General features: G+C 36.0%; 19 protein-coding genes and 1 other RNA gene. 18 read left to right on the top strand and 2 right to left on the bottom strand.

The features are described from left to right. The first annotated feature begins 71 nt into the window (after positions 1-71). The 8 genes from MKY37_RS01385 (at position 72) to MKY37_RS01350 (ending at position 8,363) form a co-directional block, all read left to right on the top strand. Positions 72-1,556 (top strand): serine hydrolase domain-containing protein, encoded by a 1,485-nt coding sequence (locus tag MKY37_RS01385; protein WP_340773010.1) that lies wholly within the window; start codon positions 72-74, stop codon positions 1,554-1,556. Between the two features lie 349 nt (positions 1,557-1,905). Then, the gene (dinG, locus tag MKY37_RS01380; RefSeq protein WP_340773009.1) at positions 1,906-4,665 is read left to right on the top strand and encodes an ATP-dependent DNA helicase DinG; all 2,760 of its coding nucleotides are present in this window, start codon (positions 1,906-1,908) and stop codon (positions 4,663-4,665) included. A 21-nt stretch (positions 4,666-4,686) separates the two neighbouring features. Beyond that, positions 4,687-4,857, top strand: a complete 171-nt coding sequence (locus tag MKY37_RS01375; protein ID WP_211893966.1) for a YpmA family protein — start codon at positions 4,687-4,689, stop codon at positions 4,855-4,857. Between the two features lie 3 nt (positions 4,858-4,860). Beyond that, positions 4,861-5,349 (top strand): cell wall elongation regulator TseB-like domain-containing protein, encoded by a 489-nt coding sequence (locus MKY37_RS01370; RefSeq protein ID WP_340773005.1) that lies wholly within the window; start codon positions 4,861-4,863, stop codon positions 5,347-5,349. A 21-nt stretch (positions 5,350-5,370) separates the two neighbouring features. After that, a complete protein-coding gene (gene asnS, locus MKY37_RS01365; RefSeq protein WP_340773002.1) occupies positions 5,371-6,666 on the top strand; it encodes an asparagine--tRNA ligase in 1,296 nt (431 codons plus the stop codon). 40 nt (positions 6,667-6,706) lie between these two features. Then, on the top strand, positions 6,707-7,417 hold the full coding sequence (locus tag MKY37_RS01360) for a DnaD domain-containing protein (protein WP_340772998.1): 711 nt from the start codon (positions 6,707-6,709) through the stop codon (positions 7,415-7,417). A gap of 9 nt (positions 7,418-7,426) precedes the next feature. Then, entirely contained in the window at positions 7,427-8,083 is a 657-nt protein-coding gene (gene nth / locus MKY37_RS01355) for an endonuclease III (RefSeq protein ID WP_340772996.1), read from the top strand. Further along, complete coding sequence (locus tag MKY37_RS01350) at positions 8,070-8,363, top strand: YpoC family protein (protein ID WP_340772994.1); 294 nt, start codon at positions 8,070-8,072, stop codon at positions 8,361-8,363. Before nth ends, MKY37_RS01350 begins: the two co-directional genes overlap by 14 nt. Positions 8,364-8,842: 479 nt before the next feature. On the opposite strand, the gene MKY37_RS01345 is transcribed toward MKY37_RS01350, so the two are convergent. Both MKY37_RS01345 and recU read right to left on the bottom strand, forming a co-directional pair. Further along, on the bottom strand, positions 8,843-11,482 hold the full coding sequence (locus tag MKY37_RS01345) for a PBP1A family penicillin-binding protein (RefSeq protein WP_340772992.1): 2,640 nt from the start codon (positions 11,480-11,482) through the stop codon (positions 8,843-8,845). Between the two features lie 21 nt (positions 11,483-11,503). Next, positions 11,504-12,103, bottom strand: a complete 600-nt coding sequence (recU, locus tag MKY37_RS01340; RefSeq protein WP_340772989.1) for a Holliday junction resolvase RecU — start codon at positions 12,101-12,103, stop codon at positions 11,504-11,506. A gap of 183 nt (positions 12,104-12,286) precedes the next feature. Here recU and MKY37_RS01335 point away from each other — a divergent pair, with 183 nt between their 5' ends. From MKY37_RS01335 to MKY37_RS01290, 10 genes are all read left to right on the top strand, one after another. Beyond that, the gene (locus tag MKY37_RS01335; RefSeq protein WP_211893974.1) at positions 12,287-12,442 is read left to right on the top strand and encodes a hypothetical protein; all 156 of its coding nucleotides are present in this window, start codon (positions 12,287-12,289) and stop codon (positions 12,440-12,442) included. Positions 12,443-12,517: 75 nt separating this feature from the next. After that, the gene (locus MKY37_RS01330; protein WP_340772985.1) at positions 12,518-12,886 is read left to right on the top strand and encodes a YppE family protein; all 369 of its coding nucleotides are present in this window, start codon (positions 12,518-12,520) and stop codon (positions 12,884-12,886) included. After that, complete coding sequence (locus tag MKY37_RS01325; RefSeq protein ID WP_340779816.1) at positions 12,879-15,158, top strand: DEAD/DEAH box helicase; 2,280 nt, start codon at positions 12,879-12,881, stop codon at positions 15,156-15,158. The genes MKY37_RS01330 and MKY37_RS01325 overlap by 8 nt, the downstream gene beginning before the upstream one ends. Continuing rightward, positions 15,148-16,422 (top strand): ribonuclease H-like domain-containing protein, encoded by a 1,275-nt coding sequence (locus tag MKY37_RS01320; protein ID WP_340772984.1) that lies wholly within the window; start codon positions 15,148-15,150, stop codon positions 16,420-16,422. The genes MKY37_RS01325 and MKY37_RS01320 overlap by 11 nt, the downstream gene beginning before the upstream one ends. A gap of 79 nt (positions 16,423-16,501) precedes the next feature. Further along, the gene (gpsB, locus tag MKY37_RS01315; RefSeq protein WP_340772981.1) at positions 16,502-16,798 is read left to right on the top strand and encodes a cell division regulator GpsB; all 297 of its coding nucleotides are present in this window, start codon (positions 16,502-16,504) and stop codon (positions 16,796-16,798) included. Positions 16,799-17,064: 266 nt separating this feature from the next. After that, positions 17,065-17,447, top strand: an RNA gene (gene rnpB, locus MKY37_RS01310) — RNase P RNA component class B. Positions 17,448-17,553: 106 nt separating this feature from the next. After that, on the top strand, positions 17,554-19,275 hold the full coding sequence (locus MKY37_RS01305; RefSeq protein ID WP_340772977.1) for a putative bifunctional diguanylate cyclase/phosphodiesterase: 1,722 nt from the start codon (positions 17,554-17,556) through the stop codon (positions 19,273-19,275). Further along, positions 19,275-20,402 (top strand): THUMP domain-containing class I SAM-dependent RNA methyltransferase, encoded by a 1,128-nt coding sequence (locus tag MKY37_RS01300; RefSeq protein WP_340772976.1) that lies wholly within the window; start codon positions 19,275-19,277, stop codon positions 20,400-20,402. Before MKY37_RS01305 ends, MKY37_RS01300 begins: the two co-directional genes overlap by 1 nt. 58 nt (positions 20,403-20,460) lie before the next feature. Continuing rightward, positions 20,461-22,362 (top strand): ATP-dependent DNA helicase, encoded by a 1,902-nt coding sequence (locus MKY37_RS01295; protein WP_340772974.1) that lies wholly within the window; start codon positions 20,461-20,463, stop codon positions 22,360-22,362. A gap of 17 nt (positions 22,363-22,379) precedes the next feature. Beyond that, on the top strand, positions 22,380-23,879 hold the full coding sequence (locus MKY37_RS01290) for a carboxypeptidase M32 (RefSeq protein ID WP_340772971.1): 1,500 nt from the start codon (positions 22,380-22,382) through the stop codon (positions 23,877-23,879). Positions 23,880-23,886 lie beyond the last annotated feature (7 nt).

Raw genomic sequence — 23,886 nt, 5'->3', positions numbered from 1 at the left:
ATTAATTTTCTTTAAGAAAGACAGACTAAAAGGTCTTAACAAAAACTACATATAAAAGGGAATTTTAAACTATGCCAAAAAAACAATTTGTATTTGTAAAAATGTTAGTAATAACCATATTAATGCTAATGACAAGCATTAGCGAAGTTGTATTTGCAAACGAAGATGAGTCAACAAATGGTAATCTAGATATTTCTAAAATCGATGAATATATGGCAAATGAAATCGAGAGACTGAATCTTCCTGGTGCTTCATTGGCTATCGTAAAGGAAGATCAAGTTGAATATATACAAGGGTATGGTATTGCAAAATCAAATGGAACTAATATGACACCACAAACGCCAATCGTTATTGGATCAGTTACAAAATCCTTTACAGCACTTGCCATTATGCAATTAGTAGAACAAGGAAAAATTAAACTAGAAGATCCAGTACAATCGTATTTACCATGGTTTCAAATTGCAAATAAAGAGGAATCAAAAAAAATCACCATTCAACACTTATTGCATCAAACGAGTGGTCTTTCTACATATGATGGTCAAGTTTCTATATCACAAGGCGATCAAACTTTAAAAGAACATATACAAAGCTTGGTAAATACAGAATTGACATACCCTGTTGGTGAGCAATATCAATATTCGAATTTGAATTATAGTATTTTAGGTTTAATCGTTGAGGAAGTGACGAATAAATCGTATAAAGAGTACATAAATGAATATATATTCAAACCACTTGAAATGAGCAATAGCTTCACCGATCCTAAAGATGATCTAAACAATACAATTGCTGAAGGCTATCAAACGATGTTCGGGTTCAAAGTACCGACAGAGCAGTTAAACCATGAGGGCACTGTTCCCTCTGGATACATTATTTCCAGTGCGGAAGATATGGCTAATTATATGATTGCACTAGTGAATCAAGGAAACTTCAAAGGAAAAAGTATTTTATCTGAGAATGCGATGAGTGCGTTGCATCTTCCATCATCTTTCATCAGCAATGATACCTATTATGCGATGGGGTGGGAAGTTAATAATGAAGGAATCTTCCATAATGGATGGACAGAAAACACATACTCAAAAGTTCTGTTAGATGGGGAGTATGGCATTAGCCTACAAATCAACTCAATGGATTATTTTAATCTTAATGCATATGACGACATCGTAAGTGGCATAAACAAGCTAGTTCATAAGGAAGAACCGTCTGTATCAGATAGCAATCCATTTATGAAATATATAATTATTGATTTGATATTATTGGCAATCGTTGCTTTGATCGTTTGGTCAGCTTACAGAATTTTTAAACCGAAAAATCGTAAAGTTACAAACTTCCGTAGAATTCTTAATGGTATGACTATATTAGTATGTTACTGGCTTCTGCCATTGATTATTTTAATTGGATTCCCTAAATTATTTGGTCCTTTATCTACAGTGACCTTATTTGCTCCTGGAATAGGGCATTTGTTCTTTTTAATACCATTGCTCCTTTTAATTGTCGGAGTTATTAAACTAGTTAGAGCGACACTAACTAGGGTAGGTTACTTTAAAAAACTTACATAAGAGCATTTTACGTAAAAGAGGTGAATTCTTTGGATTTACATTATCAAGAGTATGGGGATAAGCACGCTTCCTTAATGGTATTTATACACGGAGGTGGAGTCTTCAGTCACTATCATTGCATTACAAAGTGCTTTGCCGCCAGATGCAATAACAATAAAGTAAAATAAGTTTGTTTGCCTGAAATTTAATAGAATACATGCTTAAAGTATAAATGTAAAAAAATCTTTACATTTATACTTTTTTGTTTATTTGCTTCTGGTGGAGAAACAATAATAAGTAAAAGTTTCGTCACTGGAAAGTGAATGTGGTACAATTTTTTTAGAACAACAGGACTGTGAGTTGAGGAATGATGGAAAATCATAAATATGCAGTTGTCGATATTGAAACAACAGGCCACTCATCGACGAATGGTGACCGTATTATTCAGCTTGCAATTGTATTTATTGAAAATAACAAAATAGTAAACACATATACGACTTTCATTAACCCAGAAAAGCCTATTCCTTTATTTATCCAGGATTTGACTAAAATAGCGAATAGTGATGTCAGAAATGCACCATTATTTGAGGACATTGGGGCAGAAGTATTGGAAATGCTGCAAGATCATATCTTTGTTGCCCACAACATTCACTTTGACCTACCTTTTCTGCAAAAAGAGTTGAAACGAGTCGGGTTGCCTAAATTAGTATGTAAAACAATGGATACGGTAGAATTTACAAAAATAATGTTTCCAAACCTATATAGCTATAAGCTTCAGGATATTGCAGGTGAGTTAGAAATCGATTTAGAGTCTGCACATAGAGCGGATGATGATGCGTTAGCAACTGCTTATTTATTGTTAAAATGTATCGATCAATTAATGAAGCTACCACTTAAAACAATTGAGTTATTACATAAGAGATCCTTTCAATTGAAATCTAATTTATCCATATTATTTTTTGACGTACTCGTGAGTAAAAGAAAAGAACTGTCGCCTGATAATTTTCTAATTTACCGAGGGATTCCGGTAAAAGAGGTATTAAAGGAGATACAGGAAGAAACCGAATTACTTTCATTTCCAAAAACAAAAGAAACGAAAATAGATTTATTTAGTAAGAGTTTCCCTAGCTTCGAAGAACGTGAAGGACAATTTGAATTGATGGATCAAATTCAAACAGCACTTACAAATGAATTAGAAATAGTATGCGAAGCCGAAACGGGGATAGGTAAAACATTAGGCTACTTATTACCAGCTGTTATCTATGCATTTAAAATGAAGAGACCAGTTATTATTAGTACATATACAACTCACCTCATAGACCAATTGGTGACAGAAGAAATACCAAAGATAAACGCAATTTTAGAAACGAATATAAAGGTTGCGACGTTAAAAGGGATGCATCATTATATAGATCTTTATAGCTTTTGGCAGCATGTGCAACTAGAGGATGAGTCATACGATGAAACGTTTACGATTATGCAAATATTAGTATGGCTTACTTTAACGGAAGATGGAGATCTAACCGAGTTAAATGCCTCTGGTGGAGGGCAACTGTTTGTCGATAAAATCAGGCGAGGAAGTTTGTCAAACATTAAAGAAGTTGGAGAAAATGATTTTTATGAAAGAGCACTCCGCAAAAGTGAAAATTGTCATATATTAGTAACCAATCATGCGATGGTAATGACCGATCAAGAAAGAGAGCAACCATTGCTTACTTCTGGTTGTGCAATGATTGTCGATGAAGCCCATCAAATGATTCATTCTAGTATGTCTCGTGGTGAGCGTATTTTTTCTTATACTAACTGGAAATACGTGCTGGGTCAGTTTGGCACACTTGATACCGAGCAGTTACTGCATAAATTGAAACTTCTTCATGTTCCTTTGTCTGTACAAATTCGATTAGAAAAGCAATATGTAGAAACGATAGAAAAATTTGATAAAGCTGTAACGTATGTCATTGATGCATTTCTTCAAATAAGCAAAAGAAACGGGAAGAGCACTAAAAAGATGATAGCTTTAGAAGACCTTGATTTAGATCAATCTATTTTCCGTTCAGTTGCTAATTCTATTCAGGTTTTTATCTTCTCGACTAAATCTATGATCACTTCTTACAGTAAGCATGTGGAAGAAGAAAAAATACAATCATTCGTCAATGAATGGCAGTATTGGATAAGAGAATTAGATATTAAAGTAAGTGAATGGGATGAGATTTTCTTACAGAATAGAGGATCAGAGGCGAGATGGCTAGAAATTGATACTAGAAGTATTCCCGGTAGCTTAACTGTTATTAAGCGCCCACTAAATTATAAAGAGGATATTAAAAATGCATTAATGCCCCACCGAGAAGTTGGAGCGGTTATTTGGACATCTGGTACATTAACTGTACCTTCCAATAGGCATTTTATCACTTCTCAGCTTGGGTTAAGTTCAGAAATACCAATCTATCAGTATAAAGCAGCTAGTGATTATTACAATGGAGCAGAGTTGCTAATCGTGGAAAATATGCCTGATATTAAACAGGTGTCACAGAGTGATTATATTGAAGCAGTTGCAGAAGCAGTAGTACAAACGGTTCTTGTTTCGGAAGGAAGATGCTTTGTTTTATTTACCTCCCAAGATATGCTTCGAAAAACGGTGGAATTAATACAAGATACTCATCTACTGGATGACTATATGCTCTTTGCACAAGGCATGACTTCTGGAAGTAGAATGAGATTATTAAAATCATTCCAACGTTTCTCCAAATCAGTACTATTTGGAACGAATAGTTTTTGGGAGGGGGTAGATGTACCTGGTGATGCCTTATCGGTAATTATTATGGTTCGTTTACCATTCTCTTCTCCAGATGACCCTCTATTCAAAAAAAGAGCAGATTTAATAACTAAAAATGGTCAGAATCCTTTTTCTTCCTATTCATTACCAGAAGCAGTGTTGCGCTTTAGGCAGGGATTCGGGCGTTTAATCCGATCATCGTCAGATAAGGGTGTTTTCATCGTTTTAGATAGAAGAATAGAGACAAAGTCATATGGGAGAGACTTTTTACAGGCAATTCCTAATATTCCTGTTAAGAAAGTATCGTTAGAAAATATGGTCTTAGAGCTAGAAAATTGGTATACTAATGAAGGATGATTTTAGAAAGCAGGTAGGAATATGGAAAACAAAATTGAAACGCTATCGACTGTTGTAGTCGACTACCAATCAGACTTATATAAAATAGTTGATGTATTAAATCGAACGCTAAAAGAGAAAGATTTAATGTTCGGGCTATCTTTAGATAAGCAGGATGAAAATAAAGCTATTTTCACCATTTATAGGACGTAATAGATGTCACTTAAAAAATGGTTATTATTTATTGTAATTTTTGCATTCAGTTTAACTTTAATTATAAGCTTATTAATTTACTTTCAAGCAAAAAGTCCATTTTCTGATGCAACGGATGCAGCAGAATCGTATGCGTTAGAAAATAACTTGTTGGCTCAGGTAGATGAAACCTATGTATATAACAATACATCCACTTTTTATACAGTGATTGGTACGACAGCTAAAGGGGAAGAAAAAGCGTATTTTTTACCAGACAATCAATCTGACGAAAAGATTATGGAAGTGAGTTTAGACGAAGGGATATCGGAGCAGCAAGCTGTGGACATAGCGATGAAGGATGTAAAAGATGCTAAGTTATTACATGCTAAACTCGGTGTAGAAAAAATAGGACCAGTGTGGGAAATTACTTATGTGAATGCGGATGACAAACTCAATTATGTTTATTTGTTATTTGATAATGGAGAATGGTGGAAGCGAATTTCGAACTTATAGTCAAAACTTTTGGAGGGTATTATGAAAAAAATCATGATTAAAGATATGGCCAACCATGTTGGAGAAACAGTAAAAATGGGTGCTTGGCTTGCCAATAAACGTTCAAGTGGTAAGATTGCATTTTTACAATTACGTGATGGGTCAGGCTTTGTGCAAGGTGTAGTAGTAAAAGAAGAGGTTGGAGAAGAAATTTTTCAAACTGCAAAAGGGTTAACACAAGAAACTTCTATGTATGTAAGTGGTGAAGTGATTAAAGATGAACGTTCTTCTTTTGGATATGAACTTCAGGTAAAAGAAATAGAAGTAATTCATGCAGCGGTCGATTTCCCTATTACTCCTAAGGAGCATGGTACGGAATTCCTTATGGACAACCGTCATTTATGGTTACGTTCTAGAAAGCAACACGCTATTATGAAGATTCGTAATGAAATTATTCGTGCTACATATGAATTCTTTAATGAAAATGGTTTTGTGAAAATGGATCCACCTATTTTAACGGGTTCATCCCCTGAAGGAACTTCTGAACTGTTCCATACTAAATACTTTGACGAGGATGCATATCTTTCTCAATCAGGTCAATTATATATGGAAGCAGCAGCTATGGCATTAGGAAAGGTATTTTCTTTCGGACCAACATTCCGTGCAGAGAAATCTAAAACACGCCGTCACTTAATCGAATTCTGGATGATTGAACCAGAGATGGCATTTGTAGAATTCGAGGAAAATTTGGAAGTGCAAGAACAATATGTTTCATTTATAGCCCAGTCTGTATTGAAAAACTGTGCATTGGAGTTAGAGCGTCTTGGTCGTGATACGTCGAAATTAGAAAATATTCAAGCACCATTCCCTCGTATTTCATATGATGATGCTATTAAGTTTTTACATGAAAAAGGCTTCGATGATATAGAGTGGGGAGACGACTTTGGTTCACCACATGAGACAGCTATCGCAGAAAGCTATGATAAACCAGTGTTTATTACGCACTATCCAGTAGGCATTAAGCCATTTTACATGCAACCACATCCAGAGCGTGATGATGTAGTTTTATGTGCTGATTTAATCGCTCCAGAAGGTTATGGAGAAGTAATTGGCGGTTCTGAACGTATTCATGATTATGATCTTTTGAAACAACGCTTAGCAGAGCATAAACTTGATGAATCGGCATATGCTTGGTATTTAGAGCTACGTAAACAAGGTTCTGTACCTCATTCTGGTTTTGGACTGGGACTAGAGCGTACGGTCGCATGGTTTAGTGGAGCAGAGCATGTTCGTGAGTCTATTCCGTTCCCACGTTTATTAAACCGTTTATATCCATAATAAGTAAATAGAAATTGTATAGAGAGAAAGGAGTACGAGTATGCAAAAGCGAGATCGACTCCGTATCTGGACTGAGCAGGGGAATGTAACTATTTCCCAGCTTTTTTTTAGTCATTATAAAGCGATTAATATAAGAGATGAAGAAGCTATTCTATTATTACATTTAATCGCTTATGGAGAAGCAGGAATTCATTTTCCTACCCCACAAAACTTAGTGGAACGTACTTATTTTAGTGAACATAAAGTAGTAACTATTTTGCAGCGTCTTATGCAAAAAGGGTTAATACAAATAGAGCAGCATTTAGATCAAAATGGTATACATTATGAATATTATGCATTCCATCAATTATGGGAGCTATTAGTAGATTTTATGGAGAAGCAACAAAATGATGTAAAGGATCTTCATAGCAAAGAAGAGGAAGGGGATATATATAAATTATTCGAGCAGGAATTTGGTCGATTATTATCCCCAATGGAATATGAAACTATAGGTATGTGGTTTGACCAAGACAAGCATTCTGCGTCACTCATCCGCTTAGCTTTAAAGGAAGCAGTACTTTCACAAAAGCTTAGTCTCCGATATATAGATCGGATTTTATTTGATTGGAAGAAGAAAAACATCAAAACTGTTGAAGCTGCTGAAAATCAATCAGCGCAATTTAGGCAGCATGTTCCTGTGCCCAAAACAACGGAACAACCATCTTCTGGTTCGAAGGTCCCGTTTTACAACTGGTTAGAAGAAAGAGAGTAGGTGTAAATTTTGCTTACAAAAGCACAGTGGCTATACTGTTTGGATGAGATGGAGCGAATGTTCCCCGATGCACATTGTGAGTTGGTTCACGATAATCCTTTCGAATTGTTAGTCGCTACTTTGTTATCCGCACAATGTACAGATGTGTTAGTGAATAAAGTAACAAAAAACTTATTTCAAAAATATAAAAAACCAGAGGATTATTTAGCAGTATCCATTGAGGAATTACAGACAGATATTCGTTCAATTGGTTTGTATCGTAATAAGTCTAAAAATATTCAAGCTCTTAGTAAACAGCTAATAGAGTTATATGGTGGGGAAGTACCACCTGATCGTGATTTGCTTACTACTTTTCCTGGAGTAGGACGTAAAACGGCTAATGTAGTCGTTTCAGTCGCATTTGATATTCCAGCGATAGCAGTAGACACACATGTGGAAAGGGTATCCAAACGCTTAGGACTCTGCAGATGGAAAGATTCAGTTCTACAGGTTGAAGAAACATTAATGAAAAAGACACCGATAGAATTATGGTCTAAAACGCATCATCAGTTAATCTTTTTTGGTCGCTATCATTGTAAAGCGCAAAATCCAAATTGCCCTGAATGCCCACTCCTCTCAGTTTGTAGAGAAGGGAAGAAGAGGATGAATAAAATTGTCTCTCAGTAATCAGCGGTATTTAGATGAATGGGAAATAATTCGTGAAGAACTATTAGGGTTAATTAGAACAAAGAACACGAAAAAGTTTGGGCTGATGCGAAAGGGCATTGATCTACTAGTATCAATCCATGATGAAATTCCAGAAGCAGCCCCATTAAACTATACAGACCGCTTAAAATTTATCGAGTCTAATATAGAAAGACATGTAGCATTTGTTCAACTCGATGAACTCTTTAAGGAATCAAAGAAAAAAATAGCGCGCATACGTGCACAAAACAAAAGCGGCTGAATCCTAGAATTCAGCCGCTTTGACGTTTTAGATAAACAATTAGTCCATACAATTCCTATAAATTGTTGCAGAATGTCCCGAAGCACTCGTATAGTTGGGAAACACTCTCGTATAGGGTGTATTTTCTCTCGAATAGGCAGAGCTCTCTCGTATAGCCTAGGATCGCTCTCGTATAGCCGGAAAACACTCTCGGATAAGGTGTATTCTCTCTCGAATAAAGCTCTCTCGTACAGCTGAAGATCGCTCTCGTATAGCCGAGAAACACTCTCGGATAGGGTGTATTCAATCTCGTATAGGCAAAGCTCTCTCGTATAGCCCGGAATCGCTCTCGTACAGGGCGAATTCACTCTCGATTAAGCAGAGTTTTCTTGTATCGATGAAATTCACCCTCGTATAGTTAGAAATTACTCTTATTTTATACAACAAAAAAAGTAGCGGGTCATGACTTCAGTCAAGACCTGCTACTTTACTAATTCTAATTAAGGATTCGTTCCAGATTCCCCATTTTCACCGGTTTCTCCAGTGCCATCATTTGGGTTTTCTGTTGAACCATCATCAGGGTTTTCATTACCATCACCTGAATCTGATCCATCTCCATTTCCGTTACCCTCGTTGTTTCCGTTTCCGTTTCCGTTTCCGTTGCCATTGCCATTGTTATTGCCGTTGCCATTATTATTTCCTTCTCCGTTACCATTCCCATTATTTGATCCATCTGGATTTTCTGGAATTTCTTCTATTGGATCCAAATCATCTAATTCCTCTTCAACTATTGCATCTAATGTTAAGGTTGCGGAAGCACTATCACTTCGAATATCCTCTGCTACTGCTGTGACACTGAAGGTATACGTACTTCCTGGAATAAGGTTTTGTACGATCAACCCTTTTTGGTTAGTTGTTTGAATTACTTCAGATGGACCGTTATCTATCGTTACAGCAACTTCAAATTGAACTTCAGATTCAATATCTTCCTGATCGAAATCCCATGCTAATGTTGCAGTTGATGTAAGCTCATCATATTCCACAGAAAGATTGGATGGAGTATTCAATTCAAGTTGTTTATATTCCTCTGAAACTGCAGTAGGCTCTGTGCCTCTCACGAATAGTTCCGTCAATTTTAGTTCATCTGGTGTATATTCGCTTGCCAGTTTAAGTGGACTTGAACCTTTTTCAATTGTGACTTCTACAACAGAATTTGGCTTCTTAAATTTTTCATTTGCTGCATCTTTAGAAATGTTAGTCATGACTTCTTTGAAAATATTCTGAGGTAGGTATCGCTCCTCATTAGTAGTCATTGGTACTTTCCTATCTGAGTAACCTGACCATATGGCAACCGAGTAGTCAGTCGTATATCCAGCAAACCAAACGTCAGGAAAGGCACTGCTTGGAAGATCCCATTTTTTCATATCATCTGAACTATAGTTTGTTGTACCTGTTTTACCAGCAATATCTAAACCACTAATTGCTGCACGCTTACCAGTCCCTTTTGTCAACACATCACGTAATACGTCGGTAATCATATAAGCAGTGGAATCTTTCATAACTTCTTTAGATTTTGGTTTATAATTTTTTTCTGTTTTTCCATCGCGATAAACAATTTTATTTATCGAATAAGGCTCTGTATGGACCCCGCTGTTTCCAAAAGCTGCATAAGCTCCGGCTAGTTGAATAGGCGACATGGCACCACCAAGTGCACTACTTTCATATACATTACCAAGATCAATCCCAAATCGATTAATAAATTCTTCAGCATTATCTGGTCCTACTTCTTGTAATGTTTTAACTGCTGGCACATTTCGAGAATTATATAGCGCTTCTCTAAATGTCATAGCTCCTTTATATTTACGATCGAAGTTACGTACAACTTGATCTGTGCCTGTATAGGTAATTTCTTCATCCAAGAGTGTTTTCCCAGTTGACCAGTCTAGAAATTCGATTGCCGGGGCATAGTCGATTAAAGGTTTAATCGATGAACCAATTGAGCGTGTGGTCATGTCTTGAGCAAAGTTCCAGCCACGATCTGCTCCATAATTTCTTCCACCACCAACAGCTGCGATTGCCCCTGTTTTCGTATCTATTACTGCTACTGCCGACTGAATATCATCAGTAGGGAACATATCAGAATTTAATGTTTTCTCTACTTGTTGTTGTGCATTTGGTTGTAATGTAGTGTGAATAGTAATCCCCTCAGAGATTGCGTTTCCATCACCATTTGCTTCTAATTCATTTAATACGATATCTATGAAAGCATCATATTTGGAATCTTGATTGGCAACTCGCTGATCCTCAGGTAGTAAAGAATCCTCTATTGGAACTGCTTGAGCTGTTTTCATTTCTTCCTCTGTAATCTTGTCATGTAAGTTCATCAAATGTAATACGACATTTCTTCTTTTCTCCGTAAGCTCCGGATTTTTAAACGGATTAAACGCATTTGGACGTTGCGACATACCTGCAAGTACTGCGTATTGATCTAATGTAAGGTCTTTTAAATCTTTACCATAAAAATACTTAGCTGCTGTCCCATAACCGTAAATTCTTCCAGACATTAGAACTTTGTTAAAGTACATTTCAAATATTTCTTCTTTATCATATTTTCTTTCCAGTTGTATGGAAAGGTATGCTTCTTGTGCTTTACGTTTTAATGTTTTTTCATTTGTAAGGAATGAATTTTTTACGACCTGTTGTGTAATTGTACTCGCTCCTTGATCACCGAAACCATTTGTGACGTTAGCAAGTACTGCTTTTCCTAAACGTAATACATCTACACCAAAATGATCGTAAAAACGAGCATCCTCTGTAGCGATGATTGCATCTTCCATTTGTTTTGGAATGTCATCATAAACTACATATTCCCTACTTTCGGCGCCAACTGTAGCGAATAGGTCCCCATTAGCGTCTAACAGTTTTGGACTAATAGGATCTTTTAAAGCTGTTTCATCTAGTTCTGGGGCACTGCTTGCATAGAAGGCGAATAGTGATCCCCCAGCTATAAGTCCAACCACGCCAATAATTACGATTGTCAATAATATTCTTTTAATCCATAGTTTAGCTGGTGTTTTAGGTTGTTTCTTTTTTTCTTGTTGTTTTCTTCGTTGTTCACGAGTCATTTTTTGCTCACTCATAAACGTCTCCTCACTTTCACTTTATACGTTCAAGTCATTAACTATTTTAATATAATCAATTCTTGGTGCATATCTTGGAATGATTTCTATTGCATGTGTTTCCATTTCGGATAATGCAATAGATTTTCTTCCTCCTGTTAGCATTCTATCCCAAAATAACGATAATTGTTCAAAAGGCAAATAAAAATAACGTTCTAATGCAGAAAAACGGACGAGCAGAAAGGTAATTCCTAATTGTTTTGAAACTCTTCTCATATGTTCAACCTGATGAAGATGAACATTTTTTAAAGGAAATGCTGTTCTATTTTCCGTTTCTTTTGCTTCAAAGTCAATATATTTCCCTTTATATACTCCATTAAAGTCAGTTGTAGAAGGTGTCCGATAATATGCTTCTTTAATTACCGCGCTACTTCTAGAAGGATAATCTACTTTTACAACTTGGATTGGTATTGGTTTTTTATGAATAACAGCAATATCCTGCGCGATATAAAATTCATTTGCATCGTTTATCTCGTCTTCTAAGGTCTTACCCCTATTACTGAAAGAGTAATCTTTTTTCTTTTCTTTTTTTACTTTGGTAGACGGGATATACGCTTTTCCATTTGGATAATGAATAGCCAAAATAATCACCTCTTTATGCTATTAGTTTATCACAAGTACATTAGACGAACAGCTAATATAGAAGGTTTCATTTCCCGGAATGTCGAGTAAACACTTGTTTTGTCTTTTAAGAAGATGCTTTGTCAAACTGGAAGGAGAGCATATAAAACTAGCGAATATACTCCTTAAAAGGAGGAGTTATTGATGAATAAAATTGAAAGACTTATAGATCAGTTAGAGCTTTTAGAGTTTTTATTGGAAAATAGGTTAAATGACGAGCAGGATAAATTTGAAGAGGATTTTAGTAAAAATTCATTTCGATTACTTGGAAAGCTGGAAAAAATAGAAAATAAATTATAAGGAATGTACGTTCGCTTAGAACTAGTAATATAAGTGAGAATTTGCTAAACTATAACTAGAATGCGAGGGATCACTTTGTCATTATTAAAGCTTAGCAACCAATTAATGAAAGAATGCGATGAATGTATTACGCGTTTTCATCTATATAGAGAATTAGACAAGGAACCAGATTTTTTTACAGAAGTGAAGCCACATGCATATAAAATTGATGAGATCTGTCTTGAATGGGAACAATTGGTACGAAAATGGATTCAAGTAAAACGTCCAAAATATGTCCACCCAAGCCAGATTGACTCCTTACTTGAATCTATGAAACAGTTTATCGTGCAATCTTACTACAAGGGAACGAGCAAAAAAAGGTTTCTTTCATCTGTTCATTCATCCAAATATACGCTAGAAACTATTGTCCAAGCTATAAAGGAAGTAGGGGATGAGTATGTTTGAAAAAAAGAGCATTCACCAATTATTAGATGCGTGGAAAGTGGATGGAAATCGCTTTCCGCAAATTGAACATATTCATACAACCGAAGAAAAAGAAGCAATTTACGCTCCATTCCCTAGCACAATGCATCAGTCTATTCAAAAGGCGCTTAAAAGTCGTGGTGTACATCAGTTATACATACATCAACGACTCGCTTTCGATGCTGCTTCATCCGGTAAGTCTTATACAACGATAACCCCAACAGCCTCAGGTAAATCACTTTGCTATCATCTCCCTGTACTTCAAACTATTATGGAAGATCCAACTTCACGGGCTATTTATTTATTTCCAACAAAAGCATTAGCACAGGATCAAAAAAGTGATTTAAATAATTTAATTGAAGCTACTGGGGAAGAAATATTAAGTTATACATATGATGGAGATACAGCCCCGGGAATTAGGCAAAAAATTCGAAAGTCAGGTCATATAGTGTTAACCAATCCTGATATGCTGCATTCGGGCATTTTACCACATCATACAAAATGGGTAACTCTTTTTGAAAACTTAAAATATATTGTAATAGATGAAATCCATACATATAAGGGAGTATTTGGAAGTCATGTTGCGCATGTTATTAGACGCCTGAAACGGATCTGTGCATACTATGGTAGCAATCCGCAGTTTATCTGTACTTCTGCTACTATAAAAAATCCCAAGGTGTTAGCAGAAAATTTAACAAATACAGCTCATGAATTAATCAACCAGAACGGTGCACCAGCAGGAAAGAAACATTTTGTATTTTATAATCCCCCAATAGTCCATCCTGTATTTAATGTAAGAAGAAGTGCGATTTTAGAAGTGAGAGATTTGGCACAAGAATTATATGTAAATGGTATACAAACAATTGTTTTTGCGAAGAGTCGTGTTCGTGTAGAAATGCTTGTGACGTATCTACAGTCTTTAGTAAGTAAAAAGATTAATGATCAAACTATACGGGGATATCGAGGCGGTTATTTGCCTTCGGAAAGAAGGACAATTGAAAAAGGTTTACGGGATGGAATTATTAGAACTGTTGTAAGTACTAATGCGCTAGAGTTAGGTGTCGACATTGGCCAGCTTCAGGCATGTATAATGACAGGTTATCCTGGGAACATCGCAAGTGCTTGGCAGCAGGCTGGACGAGCGGGCAGAAGACAGGATGAAGCACTAATTATTTATGTGGCCGGGTCGACTGCTCTTGACCAATATGTTGTGAAACACCCTGAATATTTTCTAGGACAATCTCCAGAGGAAGTTAGAATTCATCCAGATAATATGATTATTTTAATGGACCATTTAAAATGTGCTTCATTTGAACTTCCATTCTCTTTGACCGAAATGTATGCGGAATTTTCAATTCAGGAATTACTAGCATTTCTTGAAAGTGAAGGGGTCCTTTTAAAAACATCCGAAAAATGGCATTGGATGACCGATAGTTTTCCTGCTAGCAATATCAGCCTACGTTCAGCATCCCAAGAGAATGTCATTATTATTGATCAGTCAATCCCAACTAAAACTAGGGTTATTGGTGAAATGGATCAATATAGTGCGATGACTTTGCTTCATGAAGAAGCAATTTACTTGCACCAAGGTACTCAATTCCAAGTAGAAATATTAGATTGGGAAGAAAAGAAAGCATTTGTACGAGAAGTCGATGTCGATTATTTTACAGATGCAAATATAGCAGTAGAGCTAAAAGTGTTAAGTGAAGATAAAGTAAGAGAAGCTGAAATTGGTATGCTCAGGTTTGGAGACATTATCGTTTTAGCACAACCAACTATATTTAAAAAAATTAAATTCGATACACATGATAATATCGGTTCTGGTCAAATCCATTTACCACCATTAGAATTGCACACTTCTTCTACATGGTTTAGTTTTGATAAACCAGATGGCTGGAAAGACACTTTATTATCAGATGCAATGACTGGTGTTTCCTACGCATTACATGCATTTATCCCTCTGTTTATTCATTGTGATGCGAAGGATATTCATGTTGTGCCTCAGGTAAAATCGATTCATGGAGAAAAACCTACTTTTTATATGTATGACAGTTATCCGGGTGGTATTGGTCTTTCTGAAAGAATGTTTGACCTTTGGAATGAGTTGATACCGAAAGTGACGGAGCAGGTAGAGGATTGTTCTTGTATGAATGGATGCCCGGCATGCATCGGTGCACAGGATGCAGAGCTAAATTTAAAAGGAGAAGTGATTAAGTTACTTCATTTATTGCAGGTGGACCGCCATGTCGTATGAAAAAAAGCTAATGCAAATGAAGGGGTTAGTAAAAAAGAAGCCAATAGAAGAGAAAGTAAAAAAGGAAGAGTCAGAAATGGCGCTTCCCTTTTATGCTGAGAAATGGCAAAATGCAGGACTAAAATTGATAAAAGATGATAAAGGGTATTACTTTATAAAGGAAACTTTTTATCATTCGGAGCATATACATGGAAATATTGGGCTTAATAAACTACAACAGGCAAAAAAGTTTATGCAGGAAGTCTATCCTACTCATCCCCTAACTATCGCAAAAGACAGTCCATTTTGTTTTTATGATACCGAAACAACAGGATTAAAAGGTGCTGGAGTACTAATCTTTTTGAACGGAGTGTTAAAGGAAGTGAAGGGTGGGTTTTTGCTAACGCAATATGTGCTAGCGGATCCAGGGCATGAGGTAAGTTTTTTAAAAGCAATCGATTTTTGGGAAAACCCACAGACTATCATTACGTATAACGGAAAGAGTTTTGACCTACCTCAATTAGTTACGAGATGGACGATGAATAGAAATGATTTACCAAGATTAAAGCAACATCATCAAATTGACTTAATGCATTCCTCTAAAAGAATTTGGAAGGGTGAATTAGAGCGCTTTAAGCTAAAACAAATTGAGGAAATGAAGCTTGGTTTTAGAAGAGAAAATGATATACCTGGTCACCTTGCACCAATAATCTATTTTGATGCGGTGAAAAGTGGTAATCCCATCAACCTGATGAAGGTGTTAAAGCATAATGAATGGGATATTTTATCGCTTGTTACACTGTATATTCTCTCCGTGGAATTACTCCAAGATACGGAAATAGTTGAAACAGCAACAACCTATACGAATATAGGTAAATGGTTTCGTGATTTAAAAACGATGGATGCAAGCATGGATTGGTTTACTTTTGTAGTAAATAATTTCTCAGATGAGGACGCAAGTATTGCTTATTATTTCGTTGGTCTCCATTTAAAAAGAGCGGGTTTATACGAGGACAGTCTGCAAGCCTTTATACAAGCTTTAAATGAGATTTCTGGGAAATATCGAGTGGAGGTGTATATAGAGTTGGCCAAGCTATACGAACATCAACTAAAAGATTTCCCAAATGCTCTAGAAATGACGCAGCAATGTATAGAATATGAAGCAAAACAGAATATAGGTGTGCATTCTCGCTTGAAAAAAGAACTTTTGAAGAGAGAAAATAGAATAATCCGGAAATTAAATATTTCCCGGGAAAGCGCAGAACATAACAAAAAGCGCATTTAAATGGCTGAAAAAACTCCATTATTCGACAACGATATGCTATAATACGAGTAGCGAATTGTAGATGGAAGGAAGATACCATATGGAATTTAAACTAAAGGCTTCTGATATATTAGAAAAAGAATTTAAAACGGGTTTAAGAGGTTATAACCAAGAAGAAGTAGATGTTTTTTTAGACGATATTATTCAAGATTACGAGGCTTATGAGAAGAGACTAGCAGGGCTTCAGTTAGAAAATAAAAAACTGAAAGAACAGCTAGAGGAATTACCGAAGAGAACTCAAGTAGCTGCACCGCAAACAGGGGCTACTAATTTTGATATTTTAAAGCGACTTTCACATCTTGAAAAACATGTCTTCGGAAGTAAATTGTACGAATAATTCTTTAAGTTAATTCAGTAGGGAGTAAACCCCTACTGAATTAACTTAAAGCCATCGGCGGATGCACAGATTTTTTAGTAGAATTTATCGAGCTGACCCAATAAAAATCTAGGCACACTGTTTTTCTGTGACGAGCTTCCGTAGGAGCACTGTTTTTCCTGCGGAGCTGAACAAGGTGAAGCGAAAGCAAATACGGCAAGGTGAATTTGATATAATCTTATGTTGAAACTCTTTGATATTTCGTTTATACTAGTAATACCACTTATATATTCGGGCAATCGCTGCAATGCATGACATTGTAGAGGAAAGTCCATGCTCACACAATTCTGCGATGAATGTAGTGTTCGTGCTTAGTGAAAAAATAAACTAAGGCAGCTATTATAGCTGACGGCGGGATGAAGGCCTAAGTCTTAGGATATGGCTGACAATCTCTGAAAGTGCCACAGTGACGGAGCTGTATAGGAAACTATACAGGTGGAACGAGGTAAACCCCACGAGTGAGAAACCCAAATTATGGTAGGGGCATTTTCTTGAAGGAATTGAACGGATAGAAGAACAGATTTAATCTGTAGATAGATGATTGCCGTCCACATAAGTACGAGGTAATGCACCGTTTGAGTACCGTGGAAACAAAACATGGCTTATTGAGTGTATGAGTGGCTATATTTAATAACTAAGAAGCTCTCCATTTCCGGAGAGCTTTTCTATTATATAAATGATTTTTACTTAATAGGTCATTAGGGAGGTAAAGGATTGTGGAAAAACAACAACCACCCGCACGATTACAGACATATTCTAATGAATTAATGGAACAAATTTTTCATACAACCGTAGAAGGTATTATGATTACAAATGAAAAAATGCAGATAACATTGGTAAATCATGCTTTTGAAGCTCTTACTGGATATAAGTCATCCGAAGTACTTGGGAAATTTCCGAGCATTTTACAGTCGGGAAAACAGGATGCTGACTTTTATAAAGTAATGTGGTCAGATATTCAATCAAAAGGATTTTGGAAGGGTGAGATCTGGAATAGACGAAAAAATGGTGAAATATATCCAGAAATCCTTGCAATTCATAGTGTTTATGATGATGCGGGTAGGCTAACAAATTATTATGGTATATTTTCAGATATCTCCTTGGAAAAGGAGACGGAAAAGGAACTTGAAGAACTAACGCAGAATGATTTTTTAACAAATATTTCGAATCGAAACGCTTTTAATGAATTATTATTTGACAAAGTAAATAGCTCAAAAGACAGCCATGCAATTTTATTTATTGACTTAGATCGTTTTAAGCAGATAAACGATACCTTGGGAAATGAAGTAGGTGACCTTATTTTAAAAGAGGTTGCTAACCGTATTAACACAATTGTCGGTCCATCGGATATTTTTGCGCGATATGGTGCAGATGAGTTTGTATATTCCAGATCGAATATTGAATATCAAAAAGAAGCTGCACTTCTAGCTAAGGATATTATTAAGCTTTTCCATAGACCATTTCATGTATGTGGGACAGAGGTTTATGTTACTGCAAGTATAGGAATCAGTATTTTTCCACAAGATGGTAAACATATAGAAAAATTAATATATAAAGCGGATAAGGCGATGTATTTTGCCAAACAAAATGGTAGAAACCAATATGCCTTTTATTTTGATGACTTAAAAAAAGATTCTAAAGGATTAATCGTTCTGGAAGCTGAGCTAAGAAAAGCTATTCAAAACAAAGATTTTTTCATCCATTATCAGCCAAAAATAGGGCTAGCGAAACAAGATATAATTGGTGTAGAAGCCTTAGTTAGATGGAAAAATGATAAGCTAGGATTTGTGTCACCCTCTGAATTTATACCTCTTGCAGAGGATACTGGTCTTATTATCCCTTTAAGTGAGGTTATTTTAGAAAAGGTATGCATAGATATACTAGAGGCAAGATCCCAAGGAAATATACATATAATACCGGTATCCGTTAATATTGCCTCTCTCCATTTTCAACAGGATGACTTTATCGAGCGTATAAATTCAATCGTTATGCAGTATAATTGTAGTCCGCATCTTTTGGAATTAGAGCTAACAGAACGTACAGTTATGAAGGATTCAGACGATATAATCGGTAAACTGATAAAACTAAAGGGGATGGGGTTCAAAATATCGATAGATGATTTTGGAACTGGATACTCTTCCCTTAGTTATTTAAATAGATTTCCACTTAATTATTTGAAAATTGATAGAAGCTTTATCCAACAAATTACTATCTTACAAGACAAGCAAGCCATAGTAGAAGCGATTATTCTAATGGCTCATCGTCTGCGTATAAAAGTAATTGCAGAGGGTGTGGAAACGAAAGATCAAGCCAGGCTTTTAAAAGAAATGGGCTGTGATATCATTCAAGGGTATTATTATAGTAAACCACTTGCGGCCAAAGAGCTTTTGGATTTCATCGAGCTATGGGAAATTTATAGACAAGAAAGGAATATATAATGACAACATTTAAATTAGTAGCAACTTCAGCTATGGGACTAGAATCCATCGTTGCAGATGAAGTAAAAGCACTAGGATACGAAACAACAACAGAAAACGGTAAGATTTATTTTGAAGGGGACGAGCGTGCAATAGCAAGAGCAAATATTTGGTTACGTGTTGCGGACCGTGTGAAGATTGTAGCTGCACAGTTCCCGGTGAAAACATTTGATGAACTTTTTGAACGCACAAAAGCCGTACAATGGGAAAACTACTTGCCCGTAGATGCAGCTTTTCCAGTTCAAGGAAAATCAGTCAAATCAACATTATTCAGTGTTCCAGACTGTCAGGCTATTGTAAAAAAAGCAGTAGTTGAGCGCTTAAAATTAGCTCATAAAAGAATAGGTTTTTTAGACGAATCTGGAGCAACATTCAAACTTGAAATAAGTATATTAAAAGATATAGCGACCATCACGATAGATACAAGTGGTGCAGGTCTTCATAAACGTGGTTACCGTCATGGACAAGGGGAAGCCCCATTGAAGGAAACACTTGCAGCAGCTTTAGTGAAAATTTCTAAATGGAATCCCAATCGCCCGTTTGTTGACCCGTTTTGCGGATCAGGTACTATTCCAATTGAAGCAGCAATGATAGGACAAAATATTGCACCAGGCTTTAATCGTGATTTTCATAGTGAAGCATGGCCATGGATGCCAAAAACCATTTGGGAAGAAGTGCGCAATGAGGCAGAATCATTAGCAAATTATGATCAAGAACTTCAAATTATCGGATCTGATATTGATCATAAAATGGTCCAAATTGCTGAGCAAAACGCATTTGAATCTGGATTCGCCGACATAATCACATTCAAGCAAATGCATGCGAAGGATTTTACTACTACTTTAACAGACGGTGTAATGGTTAGTAACCCACCATATGGAGAACGTATTGGTGAAGTGGAAGTAATTGAACAGGTAATCAGTGAATTAGGCCATTTGATGGATAAATATCCTTCATGGTCCGTATATATGTTATCGTCTATGGAAAACTTTGAGAACGTATACGGTAGAAGAGCTACTAAAAAACGTAAATTGTTTAATGGATTTATTCGAACGGATTACTATCAGTTCTGGGGTAAACGTTCATAACAGTAAGGGGGACTAGTTTCTCCCTTGCTGTTATATTATTATTTAAGGGAGTTTTTAGATGAAACAAGCTTTACCATTCCAACTTTCAAAAGACCGTTCTTTCTTCGAATCATTAGGGGATTGGATGGGTGATGTGTTATATGATGAATTACCCGAAAAAGGGTTTGAGTGCCGTGATGAACAAATCTTTATGGCCTATCAGATTGAAAAGACGTTAAAAGAAAAAAGTGTACTATTTGCAGAAGCAGGAGTAGGTACTGGTAAAACTATAGCTTATTTACTTCCTGCTATTTCTTATGCTCGTTACACTGGAAAACCAGCATTGATAGCATGCGCAGATGAAACATTAATTGAACAGCTTGTAAAAGAAGCTGGAGATATTTTTAAGCTTCAAAACTATTTGGATATTAAAATTGATGTACGGTTAGCAAAATCACGCGATCAATATTTATGTTTAAAGCGTCTGGAAGAGGCACAAAAAGATGATGAGAACGAATACTTTTTAGAAGAAATTGAAGATCAAGTTCCGGATTTTGTATATGCACATTCATCTATGCAAAAGATTTATCCATATGGGGAACGAAGTCAATTTGCTGGTGTGAGCGATGAGGATTGGCAAAAAGTGAACTATCATCCAACTCAACAATGTATGGTATGTGATCTACGGAATCGTTGTGGTCAAACAATTCATCGTCAGCATTATCGTGAGTCCACGGACCTGATCATATGCTCGCATGAATTTTTAATGGAGCATATTTGGACAAAGGAATCTCGTGTCCGTGAAGGTCAAATGCCTTTATTGCCCGAAGTTTCAATGGCTGTTCTAGATGAAGGACATTTACTTGAATTTGCTGCCCAAAAAGCTTTGACATATGAAATTCAAAGTGAAACGCTTATTCGATTATTGGAAAAAGTAATGGTCGATGGTGTTAGAGAAAAAACATTAAATTTAATGGAAGTACTACAAGAATTGCATGATAAAATATTTGGATTATTACGCATTGGCAGTGATATGGAAGATACAGATCGGATGAAGGTTGATAAATCTCCAGAGTTAATGCAAATATGTAAACAGGCAATTCGAGTAGCGGATAGCTTGCTAGAGGAATTTGTATTCGAGTCTGAGTTATATACTATTCCTGAATACGAGCTACGTATGGTAGAAGAATTTTTAGAGCAATATACATTCTCTCTTCGTTTATTTACGGAAAAAGGGGATGGGATTGAATGGCTAGAAATCATTGATGGATATGAAACATTAATCATTATGCCAAGATTAGTTACGGATATTTTACATGAGAAATTATTTACATCTAAAATTCCAATTGTCTTTTCTTCTGCTACATTATCCATAGAAAAAGACTTCACGTATATAGCGGATTCATTGGGAATTGAAAAATTCCAATCGTTCTCGGTTGCATCACCTTTTGATTATGATGAAGTGATGAAGATATATACAGAGGAAATGGAACAGCAGGAGAAAGCTAGTCATGTTGAAAAACTGTTAAATAATTCGATGCAAACACTTATTTTGTTTAAATCCAAAGCTGCAATGGCTTCCTTTAGAGCAACTTTAGGGGATCGATCCGGTATCGTCTTTGAAGGAGACCGTGAGCTTTCTACTATTGTTAAAGAGTTCCAAAATGGTGAGTACTCGACCTTATGTTCGTATCATCTTTGGGAAGGTTTGGATTTACCACTAGAAGCTTTAACTAGAGTAATTATTTATGATCTACCATTTCCACCAGTAGATCCGCTTTTTGATGCAAAACGTTCTTTCTCTCACAATCCATTTGAGGAAGTAGAATTGCCATTTATGCTTTTGAGATTACAACAGGGTATTGGTCGTTTAATACGTACCTCTAGTGATTACGGGGAAATTCATTTATTATTAAATGAGGAAGAAGCACAGCTTGAAAACAGATTTACAGGAGTATTACCTACAGCTATTTCGAAATGATACTAGGGGGAAGAGAAATGTCAGTAGAACAAAATTTTTTAAATTATGTTAAAAAGATTGGTGCGTACCAAGAAGCATTAGGGGTGCTTTATTGGGATATGCGCACTGGCGCACCAAAAAAAGGTATCGACCAGCGATCTGAGGTTGTTGGAGTACTTGCAACGGATGTATTTAATCTGTCGACCTCAGACGAACTAAAAGAGTTACTTGACCAGATGGAATTGGAGCTGGATTCAGTAAACGAAGTAAGTCAACGTGTTTTTGAAGAGGTAAAAAAGGAATACAATCTAAGTAAGAAAATTCCTGCAGATGAATATAAGAAATTTGTCGTGCTTCAATCTAAATCAGAATCTGTTTGGGAAGAAGCGAAGGATAAAAATGATTGGAATATGTTCCAACCGTACTTAACAGAAATGGTAGATACTTTAAAGAAATTTGTGGAGTACTGGGGAGTAACGGATAATAATCCTTACAATGTATTGTTAGATCAATATGAGCCTGGTATGACGACTGAAATTTTAGATCAAGTATTTAGTGAGTTAAGAGAGAGAATCGTTTCATTATTAAAACGTATTTCAGAATCACCAAATCATCCGGATACAAATTTCTTGTTCAAATCTTTTGATAAACAAAAACAAGAGTCGTTTAGTTTAGATATACTAAAACAACTTGGCTATGATTTTGATGCTGGAAGATTGGATGAAACAGTACATCCATTTGCAACAGGCTTAAATAGAGGGGACGTTCGAATAACTACTAAATATGATGAATTTGATTTCCGTTCTGCAGTATTTGGTACAATTCATGAATGTGGTCATGCAATATACGAACAAAATGTTGCAGAGGAGTTAACTGGAACACCTTTAGCGGGTGGAGCTTCCATGGGAATTCATGAATCTCAATCATTATTTTATGAAAATTTTGTTGGACGTAATCCAAAGTTCTGGGAGCAAAACTACGAAAAGCTACAAAGCTATTCTCCTGAACAATTTGGGGAAGTTCCGATGGAAGATTTTCTACGAGCGATCAATGAAGTAAAACCTTCCTTAATCCGCATCGAGGCTGATGAGTTAACGTATGCACTTCATATTATGATTCGTTATGAAATAGAAAAAGGCTTGTTTAATGGAGATTTAAAAGTAGAGGATCTACCAGATATTTGGAATTCTAAGTATGAGGAATATTTGGGTGTAAGACCATCTACAAATGCAGAAGGTATACTACAGGATGTCCACTGGGCAGGTGCAAGTTTCGGTTACTTCCCATCCTATGCACTTGGCTATATATATGCATCTCAGTTTAAAGCTGCGATGCTAAAAGATATTCCACAGTTTGATAGTTTGTTGGAGCAAGGCGATTTGGCTCCTATCAAGGAATGGCTTACACAAAATGTGCATCAGTATGGTGCTCTTAAAAAGCCATTAGATATTTTAAAAGCAGCGACAGGCGAAGGGCTTAATGGAAACTATCTAGCAGATTATTTAGAAGAGAAGTATACAAAAATATATAAGCTTTAAACAAATG

Origin of the sequence: Psychrobacillus sp. FSL K6-2836, assembly GCF_038003085.1 — a bacterium.
GTDB lineage: Bacteria > Bacillota > Bacilli > Bacillales_A > Planococcaceae > Psychrobacillus.
This window is presented reverse-complemented; position numbering and strand designations above follow the sequence as displayed.